At 64.0% G+C, this 13,858-nt stretch carries 15 protein-coding genes; 6 read left to right on the forward strand and 9 right to left on the reverse strand.

Annotated elements, in window-relative coordinates:
* Positions 1–3 precede the first annotated feature (3 nt).
* Positions 4–2,097 (forward strand): methyl-accepting chemotaxis protein, encoded by a 2,094-nt coding sequence (locus JOZ76_RS07805; protein WP_291698062.1) that lies wholly within the window; start codon positions 4–6, stop codon positions 2,095–2,097.
* Between the two features lie 5 nt (positions 2,098–2,102).
* Here the strand turns inward: JOZ76_RS07805 and JOZ76_RS07810 are convergent, their stop codons facing one another.
* A complete protein-coding gene (locus tag JOZ76_RS07810) occupies positions 2,103–2,705 on the reverse strand; it encodes a DUF2865 domain-containing protein (protein ID WP_291698051.1) in 603 nt (200 codons plus the stop codon).
* Between the two features lie 374 nt (positions 2,706–3,079).
* On the opposite strand from JOZ76_RS07810, the gene JOZ76_RS07815 reads away from it, so the two are divergent.
* From JOZ76_RS07815 to JOZ76_RS07825, 3 genes are all read left to right on the forward strand, one after another.
* Positions 3,080–4,180, forward strand: coding sequence for an AI-2E family transporter (locus JOZ76_RS07815; protein WP_441299994.1), 1,101 nt, complete (start codon positions 3,080–3,082; stop codon positions 4,178–4,180).
* Between the two features lie 65 nt (positions 4,181–4,245).
* A complete protein-coding gene (locus tag JOZ76_RS07820) occupies positions 4,246–4,617 on the forward strand; it encodes a DUF883 family protein (protein WP_291698052.1) in 372 nt (123 codons plus the stop codon).
* A gap of 54 nt (positions 4,618–4,671) precedes the next feature.
* Positions 4,672–5,115, forward strand: a complete 444-nt coding sequence (locus JOZ76_RS07825; RefSeq protein ID WP_291698053.1) for a hypothetical protein — start codon at positions 4,672–4,674, stop codon at positions 5,113–5,115.
* Positions 5,116–5,349: 234 nt separating this feature from the next.
* Here the strand turns inward: JOZ76_RS07825 and JOZ76_RS07830 are convergent, their stop codons facing one another.
* Complete coding sequence (locus JOZ76_RS07830) at positions 5,350–5,724, reverse strand: hypothetical protein (RefSeq protein ID WP_291698054.1); 375 nt, start codon at positions 5,722–5,724, stop codon at positions 5,350–5,352.
* Between the two features lie 495 nt (positions 5,725–6,219).
* A complete protein-coding gene (locus JOZ76_RS07835) occupies positions 6,220–7,026 on the reverse strand; it encodes a response regulator (protein ID WP_291698055.1) in 807 nt (268 codons plus the stop codon).
* 213 nt (positions 7,027–7,239) lie between these two features.
* Between JOZ76_RS07835 and JOZ76_RS07840 the strand changes: the two genes are divergently transcribed.
* Together JOZ76_RS07840 and JOZ76_RS07845 are read left to right on the forward strand one after the other, a co-directional pair.
* A complete protein-coding gene (locus JOZ76_RS07840; protein WP_291698056.1) occupies positions 7,240–7,476 on the forward strand; it encodes a NepR family anti-sigma factor in 237 nt (78 codons plus the stop codon).
* Positions 7,476–8,024, forward strand: coding sequence for a sigma-70 family RNA polymerase sigma factor (locus JOZ76_RS07845; protein WP_291698057.1), 549 nt, complete (start codon positions 7,476–7,478; stop codon positions 8,022–8,024). Before JOZ76_RS07840 ends, JOZ76_RS07845 begins: the two co-directional genes overlap by 1 nt.
* Positions 8,025–8,120: 96 nt before the next feature.
* Here JOZ76_RS07845 and JOZ76_RS07850 read toward each other — a convergent pair whose 3' ends face one another.
* From JOZ76_RS07850 to JOZ76_RS07875, 6 genes are all read right to left on the reverse strand, one after another.
* Positions 8,121–9,779: a CHASE domain-containing protein gene (locus JOZ76_RS07850; protein WP_291698058.1), complete on the reverse strand. Its 1,659-nt coding sequence runs from the start codon at positions 9,777–9,779 to the stop codon at positions 8,121–8,123.
* A 406-nt stretch (positions 9,780–10,185) separates the two neighbouring features.
* Positions 10,186–10,860: an urease accessory protein UreG gene (gene ureG / locus JOZ76_RS07855; protein WP_291698064.1), complete on the reverse strand. Its 675-nt coding sequence runs from the start codon at positions 10,858–10,860 to the stop codon at positions 10,186–10,188.
* A 94-nt stretch (positions 10,861–10,954) separates the two neighbouring features.
* Positions 10,955–11,692, reverse strand: a complete 738-nt coding sequence (locus JOZ76_RS07860) for an urease accessory protein UreF (protein WP_291698065.1) — start codon at positions 11,690–11,692, stop codon at positions 10,955–10,957.
* On the reverse strand, positions 11,673–12,335 hold the full coding sequence (ureE, locus tag JOZ76_RS07865) for an urease accessory protein UreE (RefSeq protein ID WP_291698059.1): 663 nt from the start codon (positions 12,333–12,335) through the stop codon (positions 11,673–11,675). Before ureE ends, JOZ76_RS07860 begins: the two co-directional genes overlap by 20 nt.
* Positions 12,336–12,368: 33 nt before the next feature.
* Entirely contained in the window at positions 12,369–12,668 is a 300-nt protein-coding gene (locus JOZ76_RS07870) for a putative quinol monooxygenase (protein ID WP_291698060.1), read from the reverse strand.
* A gap of 61 nt (positions 12,669–12,729) precedes the next feature.
* Positions 12,730–13,858 (reverse strand): urease subunit alpha (locus JOZ76_RS07875; RefSeq protein ID WP_291698061.1); only part of this gene is annotated, 1,129 nt, incomplete at its 5' end.

A 13,858-nucleotide genomic window follows, 5' to 3' on the forward strand; every position in this document is an offset into this window, starting at 1 on the left:
AGGATGTTGAATCGCCTCTCGGCTGCGACCCTGCTCAAGTCGGTCATCCTCGTTACAGCGCTGTTCGTCATCATCGGCTTCTCGCGGAGCGCCTGGGATTCCTGGGCGCGGCGGACCGTGACGAGCCGGATCGCGACGATCGTCGACGTATCGGCGAGCCTGTTCAAGGCGATGGATCGCATGCGTGCCGACCGCACCACGACCAAGCGGGTCCTTGCCTATGACGACAAACTCGAAGGCGACATGGAGCGCTATGTCCGGGGCCTCCGGGATTCGGAAATGCCCGCCATGAGCCGGGCGCTCGAAATCCTGCCGACCATTGAGTTCGAGCAGAAGCAGACGCTGCTCGCCGAGTTCGACCGCCTGCACAAGACGCTTGTCGCCGCGCAGAAGGAATTCTGGGAGGAGATGAGCAAGCCGAAAGCCTCCCGCCGCGCGGCCCTCGGCCAGGAGTATATGGACACCGAAACCGCGCTCTTGGAAACGCTCGACAGGATCTCCGGCATTCTGGCCGCCGAAGTCAATCACCAGGACGCCGTCATCGACCAGTTGTTGATGGTCAAGCAGACCGCCTGGCTGCTGCGCAACACCGCGGGCGAAGCCTCGCTGATCGTCTCGACGGGACTGGCCGCCGGCAAGGTGTCGCCGGAAAACCGCCTCGCCTATATCAGGCTGGCCGGCGGCGCCGAGACGGCCTGGAAGGCGCTCGGACTAGCCATGGGCGGCATGAAGCCGCTTCCCTCGCTGGTCTCGGCCATGGACGCAACCAAGTCCGCCTATTTCGATCCGCAATATACCGCGTTGCGCGACCACCTGGTTGAAGCCCTGGCGACCACCGCAAAGCCGGAGATGGTCGCCAACGAATGGAGCCCGTTGACGGTAGGCCGCCTCGCCGCTGCCGTTGCCGTCGCGGATGCCGCGCTCGACGAAGCCAAGGCGTATGCCGGCGCTCAGCATGAAGCGGCGCTGCGCGCGCTGATCGTCCAGCTCATGCTGCTGGTGGCCTCGATCGCACTCACCTTCGGCGCCATGATCCTGGTCAGCCGCCGCGTCATCAGCCCCCTGCACAGGATGCGCGATGCGATGCTGCAGGTGGCCGCGGGCGACCTCACGGTCAAGACCGGCTATGACCATCGCCGCGATGAGATCGGCGCGCTGGCGGGCGCGCTGGAGACCTTCAAGCGGCAGGCCGCCGAAAAACTCGAGATCGAAGCGCAGGAGCGCGAGCACAACGCCGCCGCGGCACTTCGCCAGCGCATGATCGAGGGCTATGTCGGCGAGTTCGAGGGACAGGTCGCCGAGACCCTGCAGCAGCTGGGTCATGCCTCGGATCAGATGCGGACGACCTCCTCCGGACTGTCGGACGTGTCGCGGCAGACCAACGCGCGGGTCGAGGTGGCGGAGCGCGCCTCGGGCGAGGCGTCGATGAGCGTTGAGAGCGTCGCCTCCGCGGCCGAAGAGCTCAGCGCCTCGATCAACGACATCAGCCAGCAGGCCGCGCATGCCGCCGGTATCGCCAGCCGCGCTGTCGACAAGGCCCGGCAGACCGACGACACGGTGCAGGGCCTTGCAAGATCCGCGGGACGCATCGGCGAGGTGGTCGGCCTGATCAACCAGATCGCGGCCCAGACCAATCTGCTGGCCTTGAACGCGACCATCGAGGCGGCGCGCGCAGGCGAAGCCGGGCGCGGCTTTGCCGTGGTCGCCTCCGAGGTGAAGTCGCTGGCCAGCCAGACCGCCAAGGCGACCGAAGAGATTTCCGAGCAGATCGCCGACATCCAGAAGGTCGCCGGCGACGCGGTCGACGCGATCCAGGGCATCGGCAGCATCATCGGCGAGGTCAACGAGGTCGCAACCGCCATCGCCGCCGCGGTTCAGGAGCAGGGCGCAGCGACGCAGGAGATCACCCGCTCGACGCAGTATGCCGCGCAGGGCACCAAGAACGTCACGGAGAACATCAGCGGCGTCAAGTCCAACGCCGACACCGCGGCTTCGGCGTCCGAGGATGTGAAGCGCGCTTCCGAGACGCTGGAGACGCAGAGCCAGGCGCTCGGCAACCAGGTCACCGCCTTTCTCGGGAAAATCCGCGCGGCGTGATCAAATCAGCGCGCGCGGACCGCATCCGGTGCCGGCGAGAGGCTGGACTGGGCGCGCCGCGAGGCGTCGTTGGAGGCCGCGCTCAGCCCGCCGCTGGGGCCGGCGACCAGATCGCCCCTGCGCAGGGTGGGATCGTCCTCGATCGGTATCTGCGCGAGGCCCACTTTATCATGGCCGGTGCAGGTGCAGCCTGCCACCAGCTCACCGCGGTAGCGGAATGCGTTCGGCAATTGCGAATAAGGCCTGCCGTCTTCGGTCGCCGCGGCATCGATGCTGCTGCCGTACACCACCCTGGTCTCGGCTGCGGGACAGAAATTGCTGCAGACCGCCGCGCGGCTCTGCTCCGATGGCGCGATCGGGAAGTAGCGTCCATCGCAGGTCCGGACGCACCACGCAGGCCCGCCAAGCGAGGCGCGCGGATGCAGCGGCTCGGGGGTCTGCGACGGGTCGCCTCCGAAGGGAGGCTGGCCCGGCGGTGGCTGGAGGCCTCGGCCGATCGCACCGAACAACGCCGAAAAGAAATCTTCCGCACGCGCCGAGGGCGCCAGCGCGAGAGCCGCGGTACAAACCGCCGCCATGATCATGCGCCTGCCGGGCCCAAAACTCATGAGCGCCTCGGCGGAATGGGGATCGCGGCGGCCGCCATGTCGCGGGCAACAGCATGGATGCCCGCCGCGTCCCGCAAAAAGCTATCCCTCGCTGGAAGCCAATGTATCACGCGAGCCACCCTGGACATTGCCGGTTCCATCAACGCGGCTGCAGCACGTCGTGTTCCGGTCGAAAACCCGAGCTTGGGCTCAGAAAATCGTTTCGCGGCAATTGTAGCCAGAATGAAGCGAATTTCTGAACCACCCTCCTATCACCCTCTCACGTCTTCGCGATGGAACCCGCGCGGCCTGATCCGCGTTGGCCGCCCGCACGAGCACTTTCTCTCAAAGTCCATCCTCTGGAGTCGAAGCTTCCGCCCGCGGGAGGAATCAGCTTGCGTATCCCTCCCAGTGAACGGTTGTTGTCGCGCGCGCCGAAGCCGGACGATGGCAGCGCGAGACCGATCGCCATTCGTCGCACCGACCTGCTCGCTTTCTCGCTGGTTGGACTGCTCATCATCAGCATCATTGCCGTTCTCTTTCTCGCCAAGGCTTTTCTGCTCCCGGTGGTGATGGCCTTCGTGGTCGGCACCATGTTGTCGCCGGCGGCCAACCTGCTGGAGCGTTACAAAATGCCGCGCGGGGTCGCGGCGGTTCTGATCGTGGGCACGCTCGGCTCCGCGATTGCTTTCCTGGTCGGACTGATCGCTTCGCCGGTGCTCGACTGGAGCACGCGGCTGCCGGAGCTCGCCGCGCGATTGAAGGACAGGCTGCACGTGTTCGACTATCCGCTCGCACTCTGGGGGCAATTGCAGCATTTCCTCGGAGGCACCAACTTCCTGAGCTCTTGGCACATGCCCGACGTGGACTGGGTCAAGCCGACGGTCGAGTTCCTGACCCCGACCTTCACCGAATTCCTGCTGTTCTTCGCCACCCTCGTCCTGTTCGTGGCCAGCTGGCGGGATCTGCGCCGCGGCCTGATCCTCACCTTTGCCGATCATCAGGCCAGGTTGCAGACATTGCGCATTCTCAACGAGATCGAGACCCAGCTCGGCCACTATCTGCTGACCGTCACGATGATCAACACGGGCCTCGGCATCGCGACCACCCTCGTCTGCGTGCTGACCGGCATGCCGAGCCCGGCCGGCCTCGGCGCGCTGGCGGGCGCTCTCAACTTCATTCCGATCATCGGACCAATCGCGACATTCGCAGTGCTGACGACCGTCGGCATCATCTCATTCCCGACGCTCGGGGACGGGCTGCTCGCCTCGCTCGCCTTTGCCTGCATCGCCTTCCTCGAGGGGCACTTCATCACGCCGACCATCATCGGCCGCAGGCTCGCGCTGAACGCGCTGGCGGTATTCCTCGCGATTGCATTCTGGACCTGGCTATGGGGCCCGATGGGGGCGTTCCTGGCCTCGCCGCTCCTGATCGTAGGACTGGTCCTGAAAGAGCATCTGATGCAGGACAATTCGCCACAGCTACCCGGAGATTGAGCACTGATGGAACTCTCGAACATGGCGGCGCGTTTCCCGCTTTGGATGATTTGAAGGAGGGCCCGATGCCGAGCAGCGATACGATCAGAAGCCTCAGAGAGATCGCGGACAGCGACACGTTCGAGCGCCTGCAGAAGGACGTTAGCTCGGTGCGAAAGGATATTGCGTCGCTTGCAGACCAGATCGCCGACACCATCAGCCATTTCGGCGGCGCCGCGAGACGCCAGGCGAGACAGGGTTTTACGCAGGCTCAAGCCAACGTGAACGCCGCCATCGACGACGCGTCGGAACGCGGCGGCGCCTGGCTCGACGCCGCGCAGGACACCGCAAGCTCGCTCGAGGAAGCGCTGGAGGATGTTATTGCGCACCGCCCGCTTGCAACCGTCGGCCTTGCGCTGGGTCTTGGCTTTTTGATCGGCGTGACGTGGCGCAGGTAGTGACGATGCGGCCGATCGAACCGTCGGAAGTTCATTTCGCGTGGGAGGCGATCCGTGTTTCAGCGCGTCGTTGAGGACATCAAGGATTCGACCAGGACCGCGTTGCAGCTGTCCTCGCTCGCCGTCGTGATCGCGTTCGCCGGCTTCATCACCGTCACGTTCCTGTGCGCAGCAGCGTTCGTTGCTGTGCTCAAGGCGTATGGCCCGGTCTCGGCATGCCTTGCAGGCGCAGCGGTCTTTTTCATCGTCGCGATGATTGCGATGGCCGCCTATGCGATCCGCAAGTCACGGGCTGCGAGGCGTGCCAGCGAAAGGCACGAAAGGCAGAAGCCGGCCGCCTACGCCGCACTCGCCGATCCCACGGTCATGGCGATGGGGCTTCAGGTGGCCCGCACGGTCGGAATGAAACGGCTGCTTCCGTTGCTGGCGATCGGCGGTATCGCGCTCGGGCTGCTGGCGAGCCGGCACAGCGTCGCCGATCAGGCGCCGGCGGAATAGCAGCGGCTCCAGACGCGCAATCATTTTGGGCTAGTCTTAAATTCACCGGCTACGCGCGGCGTTGCCGGGATCGCTACTCTGAGGAATGGCGCTCTCGGGAGCCGCTCTTGCGTGGCAAATCCGGACAATGATGGTCGCTCGATGACCACGACGCCGGTTGGGGGCCTCAGATGAGGAGCATCCAGTAAGACTGAGCCGCGGTCGCGGGTTCGTCTCAGCCCCGCTTCGTCAACGTCAGGTGACGCAGCGGCCGGGCTGCAGCTGCTTTGCGATCTCGGTCAGCACGCTGACCACGGGTTCGCAGGCGATCGGCTTCTTCGTCACGTCCTTGGCCGGGTCGCCATTCTCGGTCTCACGACGGAGTGGAATCCGGATCACGACCGAGGTGTTGGCGAGCCCTTCGGGCCGAATCGAATAGGTACGCATCGGCACGGACGCAACGAGCTTGCCGATGCGGTCAGACTTTACCGCGCGGTTGACGTCGTTGTCCGAGCTTGTGGAAAGGCCGCTCGCCCGATCATGGCCCGAGGCCAGCTGCACGGCGCCAAAGCTCAGCGAAAAGGCGATGGCACCCAGGATTCCGGTCCGCAGATTTTTCAATTTGGACATGGCTCGCGCCCACTTTTCAAACATGCACTCTGTTGCAGCACCCCACCTTCGCGAGCTTTTCGAAGTGAAGGGTACCCGCTAACCTGTTATCCTTGTTGCCACTCTCGACCCGAGATTGTGTCGAGGTCCTTGGGCGCGAAGCTGCCTTCACTGCTTTCGAATTTCAGATCGGCGGAAGGGCCCTGAAGCGGTCAGTGTTCTAACGTTGGTCGTGGGATGGAGGTTTTCGGACGGGCGATCACTTAACCGTGTCTTAAGATTTTTTCGCGCGAAACAGGAACAACTCCTGACGCTGTGCGTCATCCCGGCAGCCGGTTATTCCCCCCTGCCCCCATTGACCGGCGATCCAGGGCGCGACTGTGGATGATGTCAGTCGCGCCCTGGTTATTTTTTGCGTCCGCTCAACGCCTACTAGAATCGAACCCAACACACCGGTGCAAAAAAAGCGCGCCACTTGGGCGCGCTGAACAAGACTTAATGCCGACCACCCCGCGATCAGGACGCCGCCGCCTTCGGAACGCGATTGCGCGAGTTGCGTTGGAAGAACAAGGCTTGGCTTGCGACCGCCGACACCATCGCCGGCTGGAACGGTTTTGAGATCAAGAACGCCGGCTCAGGACGCTCGCCGGTCAGGAAGCGTTCGGGGTAGGCGGTGATGAACACGACGGGCACCTCGAAGGTGCGCAGCAACTCGTTGACGGCATCAAGTCCGGACGATCCATCGGCAAGCTGGATGTCGGCAAGGATCAGGCCGGGCTTCTTGTTCTTGGCCAGCGCGACGGCGTCGGAATGGGTTCGCGCCACGCCGATGACGTTGTGGCCGAGATTCTTGACCAGGCTTTCGAGATCCATGGCGATGAACGTCTCGTCCTCGATGATCAGGACATCGGTCGCGATCTCCGCCGCGAGTTCGCGTCCCGCGGTCTCGGCAAGCCTGCGCGCTTCGGTCACTTCGACGCCGAGAATGAAGGCCACCTCCTGTTCCGAAAAACCTTCGAGCGAGAACAGAAGGAACGCTTGGCGCGGCAGCGGCGTAATATTCGACAACCGACGTTCCGGCGGCAACGGCAAGGTCGTCACCTCGGCATTGTCGTTGAGCGAGACTGAGTTCCAGATCTGGGTGAACAGATGAAACAGCCCGGCGCGTGCGCCGTACCGCTCATCGAGCAGGGAAGCATCCTGCAGCAGGGCCTCCAGCATGGCCCCGACATAGGCATCACCCGACCCCTGGCTGCCGGTCAGGGCCCGGGCATAGCGTCGTAACAGAGGTAAATGTTCAGCAACAACCTGTGATCGGGTCATCCCTACTCCATCCCAATTCTTGGGCCATGCATCCAAAGGGGTGGCCCCGGTTCCCCCTGACGCCTGACTACGCCCAACACCGAAAAAAGTTCCTATATCGGGCTGGAACTTTTCGGCGAAGTTCGAATTAGCCTCCTGCGAAAGGCCTCGGAATCGACAATAATTCTTGAGCTACAGGGACTTAACTCGCGGGGACCAACGTGGAACGCAATCATGAGTGATTTAAAGTCTCAAGCCAGCAAGAATGCGGCGCCGGGCAAGCATGGCGGACTCAGTGCCGAGATTCAGTCGAGAATCGGCCATCAACTCCGCGCGATGTACGACGATGTTGTTCGCCAGGGTGTACCGGATCGGTTCGTGGAACTGGTCCGCAAGCTCGACGGGCCGGCGGCAACGCCCAAGGCGGGCGAAAGCGGAAACGATAATGGCCAGAATGACGGGAGGGAGTGATGCCTCTCACAGATAGCCTTCGCGACGACATCCTGTCGTCGGTTCCGAGCTTGCGCGCATTCGCGATTTCGCTTTGCGGCAATGCGGATCGGGCCGATGACCTCGTCCAGGAAACGCTGCTTCGGGCGCTCGCCAACATCGATTCCTTCCAGCCCGGCTCCAACCTGCCGGCGTGGCTGTTCACGATCCTGCGCAACCTGTTCCGCTCCGACTACCGCAAACGGCGGCGCGAGGTGGAGGACGCCGAGGGCAATTATGCCAAGACGCTGAAGACGCAGCCGGCGCAGGGCGCGCACCTCGAATTCGAGGAGTTCCGCGCCGCGCTGGACAAGCTTCCGCAGGACCAGCGGGAAGCCCTGATCCTGGTCGGCGCCTCCGGCTTTTCCTACGAGGATGCGGCGATGATCTGCGGCTGTGCCATCGGCACGATCAAGAGCCGCGTCAATCGCGCGCGCTCGAAACTTGCGGCGCTGCTTTATGTTGACGGCGCCGAGGATTTTGGCCCCGACGAGACGGTGCGGGCGGTCATGGGCGGCAGCGGCGGCTGACCGCCCCCGCAACAACTGGCGCAGCGGCCGCCACGCCCGGCCGCTCCGCCCGGTCTTCATCAGTCCGAGGCAGAGCCTTACGTCTCTTGCGGGATCTCAACGCGCCGGCCGCACCGGCGCAGAGAACTGTTCTGTGCGGTCGCGTTCGGTCATGTCGACCACGGTCGCCATCGGTGCGACCAGTTCGTAGACATAGCTCACTTCGGTGAAATAGCGTTTTGACGTTCCACCGAGCGCTTCCGGCGCCACGCGATCGAGCAGGATCAGGCCGAAGTCGCTGTCGGGGCGGCGCGTGAGCTCGCTGGTGTTGAACTCTTCCCAGCGGAAGTGAAACACCGCGTCGGGTTCATCTCCGGTGACGTCCCATTTTGCCACGATGTGGGGGTGCTTGCCGACCAGCGAGAGCCCCTCGTCGGAATGCGAGGCCAGCTCGAAGAACAGCAGCGAGAGGCTTTGCGCCGCCCGCGCGCTGACGGCAATATCCGGCCCGCCGATCGCGATGCGTTCGGGGTGCGGCATCGCGCGCGCCTCGAACAGGCCCTTCAGCTGCACGCCCTGCCACTGGCTCTCGCTCAGCAGCGTGACGACATTCGACATTGCGTGGATGCGCCCGATCAGCAGCTCACGCGCATTATCGATGTCCGACCCATGGCGCAGCGTGCGCGTCACGATCGACTGAATCACGGCGAGAATGTTTTTCACGCGGTGATTGAGCTCGTCGATGACGGCGGTCAGCCGGTGCTCGAAACCGATCCTGACCTGAATTTCACGGCTGAGCCGCAGATTGTTGTAGGCGACATAGCCGAACAGGCCGCAGAGAATGCCAGTCAGCGCGACACCTATCACCGCGACGATGCCGGCGAGCTGCTCGGCGCGCCGGAGCGCGTTGGTCTTGGCGTAGTAGTCGAGCGACCAGTCGCGATTGCCGAACACCAATGTGCGCGTCGCCGACGGTGCCGGATCATCCGCGCTCCTGGTGCGCGCGGTCACGACGCCCTGCTCGTTGGCGATGAGTTCGCCATCGGCACTGCGCGGGTCCTTCAGAGCCACCGAGAACAATGACAGGTCGTCATTGGTGAGCATCAGGGGACCGAGCTCGTAGAAGAACGTCACGAACCCGACCGGCGCGGTGGCGCCCTCCTGCACCACGGGCGCCACGAGCACAAGCCCCATCGGGCCGTTCGGACGCAGCAACGGCGTCGGGTCCGAGGACACCGGTCTTGCCTCCGCGAGCGCGCGCGCGAGCACCGGCCCAAGCGAGGGATTGCGATCGAGCGCGCGTCCCGGCAGCGCTTTGGTCTCTGCATTTCGCGGCTCGAGGTCCATGAGCACGTCGATCGGCTTGTCGAGCGCGCGCGGGTCCAGCGGCTTGTCGTCGAAATCACGAATCGTCGGGTTTGGAAAGCCGGCCTTGACGAGCTCCTTGCGGGCGGTGTCGAGATCGTTCGGCGACAGGCGTGCAATCCAACCGGCGACCACGAAGTCGGTCTTGAAGGCGTAGATTGCGGACCTCAGCGGCTCCAGCATATTGGCCTTGGTGAGCGAGGGGGCGCGGAACAGGCCGGAGGCAACGCGCGCCAAGAGTTCGCGCTCGGTCAGACGATCCTGAACCAGGCTGGCGTTCACATCGATCGCCCGCGCGAGTGCAATGCCGTCGATCGCAAGCTCCTGACGATAGACACGGTAGGCCGCAAGCCCGGACAGCGACGCGCCGATCAGTGCAAGAAAGCCGATGATGAAGCCCAGCCGAGCCACACGCCTACTCGGGTATCTGGGGTTGGCGGAAGGGAGGTCGGGTGGTCATCGAAGGTCCGCCGGAAGGCCAACTCAGCAACTGGGAACGAGAGCCAAGCGGAAGTATAATGAGGGGCCGTCAACGGTACGCAATCGCGGTACACTTTGTTGCTTAATCGCCCTGCCCAAGTTTCGCCCCCAAGCAGAATCCGGAAGATGATAACGGTCTCGAGGCTTATTTGTTCCGGATGACCTCGACCGGTCGATCCGGCCCGGTTCGTGCCTGTCATTAGCGTTAACGGACGTCGGGGCAGGCGAGAGCGAAAGCTTGATGAGTCGAGATTGAACCGGAGCAACGTCGAGGGTGCCCCTGCCCGAGCGGGTACCGGAGTTCGAGGTCAGATCGATTCAGCAGAAGCCATCAGGTTTAAGATCCGAGCCCGCCCTTGGCTTCGATGAAGCGCACGATGCGGTCCAGCCCCTCGCTCTTCTTCAGATTGGTCATGACGAACGGCCGCTCGCCGCGCATTCGGCGGGCGTCGGTTTCCATCTTTTCCAGCGACGCGCCGACGTAAGGGGCAAGGTCGATCTTGTTGATGACCAGCAGATCGGAGCGGGTAATGCCGGGGCCGCCTTTCGAGGGGATCTTGTCGCCGGCGGCGACGTCGATGACGTAGATGGTGAGGTCGGCCAGTTCGGGAGAGAAAGTTGCGGCAAGATTGTCGCCGCCGGATTCGATCAGCACCACGTCCAGGCCGGGAAATTTTGCGCGCATGTCCGCGACGGCGGCCAGATTCATCGAGGCATCTTCCCGAATGGCGGTATGGGGGCACCCGCCGGTTTCGACGCCGGCGATACGGTCTGGCGTCAGGGACCCCGAGCGCACCAGAAACTCCGCGTCCCATTTGGTATAGATGTCGTTGGTAATCGCGGCGATGTCATAGCGCTCCCGCATGGTCTTGCAGAGCAGATCCATCAGCGCGGTCTTGCCGGAGCCGACCGGTCCGCCGACGCCGACGCGAAGGGGTCCGTGAGATTTAGCCATTAGACAATTCCTAAGTTGTTGTCGTCCCGGCGAACGCCGGGACCCATACCGCGTGATATCTCAATGGCGCACGATGGCAGACACCGCGTGCAACAACCGAGGTCGGTGGTTATGGGTCCCCGCTTGCGCGGGAACGACGGCGGAGAATGGATCACGACCTGAACAGCCTCGTATACTGCGTTTCGTGCCGGAGGCTTGCGAGATCGGCGCGGAAGGTGGCGGTGCCGAGATCGTCCAGCGTCGCGGCCAGCGCGCGCTGCGCCGTCGCCATGACCGCCGACTCCAGCATCGCGAGCAGACGCTGGCAATCGGTTTGGCCGAGAGGAATCAAACGGCCGCCGGCGGAAATCCAGTTGGACACCAGCGCATGAAGGAAGGCATTCAGCGCAGCTGCAAGCGGAATCGCGTGCGCCGCAGCGACCAGCCCGACCGCGACCGGATAGACGATCGGGGCCTCGCAGCACGTGATCGCCTGGTCGAGGCCGTCGCAGGACCATGCGGCACTGACGGTGTCGATGAAGGCCCGCCCCTGGGCCACCGTCTCGAGCCGCCGTTCGCGCGACGGCACGAACGCCGCAGCAAGCTCGGCGACCTCGCGCAGCGCGCGGTCGTCCGCCACCGCGACGGCGCGGTAGGCTTGGCACAAAAAGAGGCCGTCGCAGAAGCCGGAGCCGTCGCCAAGCATCGCCGCGAGCCAGTCGCCCAACGAGGCCATATCGACGATGTCGCCGGCCTCCACCGCCCACTCGATGCCGCTGGAATAGGAGAAGGCGCCGACCGGAAACGCCGGCGACAAGAAGGTCATCAGCCGATAGAGCGCCGCCGCCTCGCCCGCGGCCATTCCGCCGCTGAGCCCTGGAGGCTCCGGCCTAGTCGTGGTCATGAGCATGGGAGTGACTGCCATGAGCGTGATCGTGCGCATGGTCGTGATGCGCGTGACCGCAATGCTCATCGTGCTGGTGATGATGGTGGTCATGGCCGTGCGCATGACCATGGGCGTGATCGTGCGTCGCGTGATGCGCACGATGCTCCGCGGCGTGATCCTGCGCATGGCCGTGGTGATGGTGGTCATCCGCCTCGCCATGCCCATGCGCATGGCTGCCGCCTTCATAGGCGCCGCCCTCGGGGTCGAACGGCGCCTCGATCTCGATCACGCGCGCGCCCAATCCCCTGACCATGGCTGCGATGACGTGATCCCGGCGGATGCGCAGCCCCTTTGCCATGATCTGCGTCGGCAGATGCCGGTTGCCGAGGTGCCAGGCGATGCGGACCAGGTGCTGCGGATCGCGGCCTTTGATCTCGAGCAGAGGCTCGGCAGCCGCGACCACCTCGATGAGCCGCCCATCCTCCAGCACCAGCGCGTCGCCGCCACGCAGCGCCACCGCGTGTTCCAGGTCGAGCAGAAATTCGAGGCCGCGGGTGCCGGTCATCGCCATCCGCCGCCGGTGGCGATTGTCAAAGTCGAGCACGACCGTGTCGGCCGGCGCGTCCTGCCAGCGATGCTGCGATTTGACTTTTGTCGCGCGGATCATGCCATCAACCCCGAGCGAAACACGAAAGACGCATCAGAACTTTTCGACCTTGCCGTCGCTGATGATCTCGAGCACGGTTGGCGCGGCGCGCAGCGGCGTCGAATATTCGCGCCAGGCCTTGATGTGCGGCGCCCGCCCATGCGCATTGAGGTCATCGCGGGTTTCCCACCGCTCGACCACGACATAGAGGTTCGGATCATTGACGCTGACATGGCCCTCATAGGACAGGCAGCCCTTTTCCTTCAGCGTTTCGAGGATGCAAGCCTTGTGCCCCTTGATGAAGTCTTCTCGGCACTCCGGCTTGATGGGCGTGGTGGCAATGACGTAGATCACGAGCTTGCTCCCGATATTTCTCTGGTATTCACGCCCGCTTCCGAAGGGGCGGGCAACGACCTTAGAACATGAAATAGCGTTGCGCCAAGGGCAGCACCTCGGCGGGCTCGCAGGTCAATAGCTCGCCATCGGCGCGCACTTCGTAGGTTTCGGGATCGACTTCGATTTCGGGGGTCGCATCATTGTGGATCATGCTCTTCTTCGAGATTCTCCCCCGCGTGTTCTGCACCGCGTAAAGCTCCTTCGAGATGCCGAGTTTGCGCTCGAGGCCCGCCGTGACCGCCGCCTTCGAGGTGAACACGACGGATGACGCCGTCAGCGACTTGCCGAACGCCGCGAACATCGGCTGGTAATGCACCGGCTGCGGGGTCGGAATCGAGGCATTCGGATCGCCCATGGGAGCGGCGACGATCGAGCCGCCCTTGATAACGCAGTCCGGCTTGACGCCGAAGAAGGCCGGCGACCACAGCACGAGATCGGCGAGCTTGCCCTTCTCCACCGAGCCGATCAGTTTTGACACGCCATGGGCGATCGCGGGATTGATGGTGTATTTGGCGATATAGCGCTTCACGCGAAAATTGTCGTTGTCCTTGCCCTTGTCCTGCGGCAAGGCACCCCGCTGCTTCTTCATCTTGTCCGCGGTCTGCCAGGTGCGAATGATGACCTCGCCGAGCCGGCCCATCGCCTGGGAATCCGACGACATCATCGAGAGCGCGCCGAGGTCGTGCAAAATGTCTTCCGCCGCGATGGTCTCCTTGCGGATGCGGCTTTCGGCGAAGGCGAGGTCCTCCGCGATACTGGGATCGAGATGGTGGCACACCATCAGCATGTCGAGATGCTCGTCGATGGTGTTGCGCGTGAACGGCCGCGTCGGATTGGTCGAGGACGGCAGCACGTTCTTCAGGCCCGCGATCTTGATGATGTCGGGGGCGTGGCCGCCGCCGGCGCCCTCGGTATGGAAGGCGTGAATGGTGCGGCCCTTGAAGGCCTTCACCGTGTCCTCGACAAAACCCGACTCGTTCAGTGTGTCGGAATGCAGCATCACCTGGACGTCGTGATCGTCGGCGACCGACAGGCAATTGTCGATCGCGGCCGGCGTCGTGCCCCAGTCCTCGTGCAGCTTCAGCGCGCAGGCGCCGGCCTTGATCATCTCGACCAGCGCCGCCGGCCGCGCCGCATTGCCCTTGCCG

Origin of the sequence: Bradyrhizobium sp., assembly GCF_019244115.1 — a bacterium.
GTDB lineage: Bacteria > Pseudomonadota > Alphaproteobacteria > Rhizobiales > Xanthobacteraceae > Bradyrhizobium.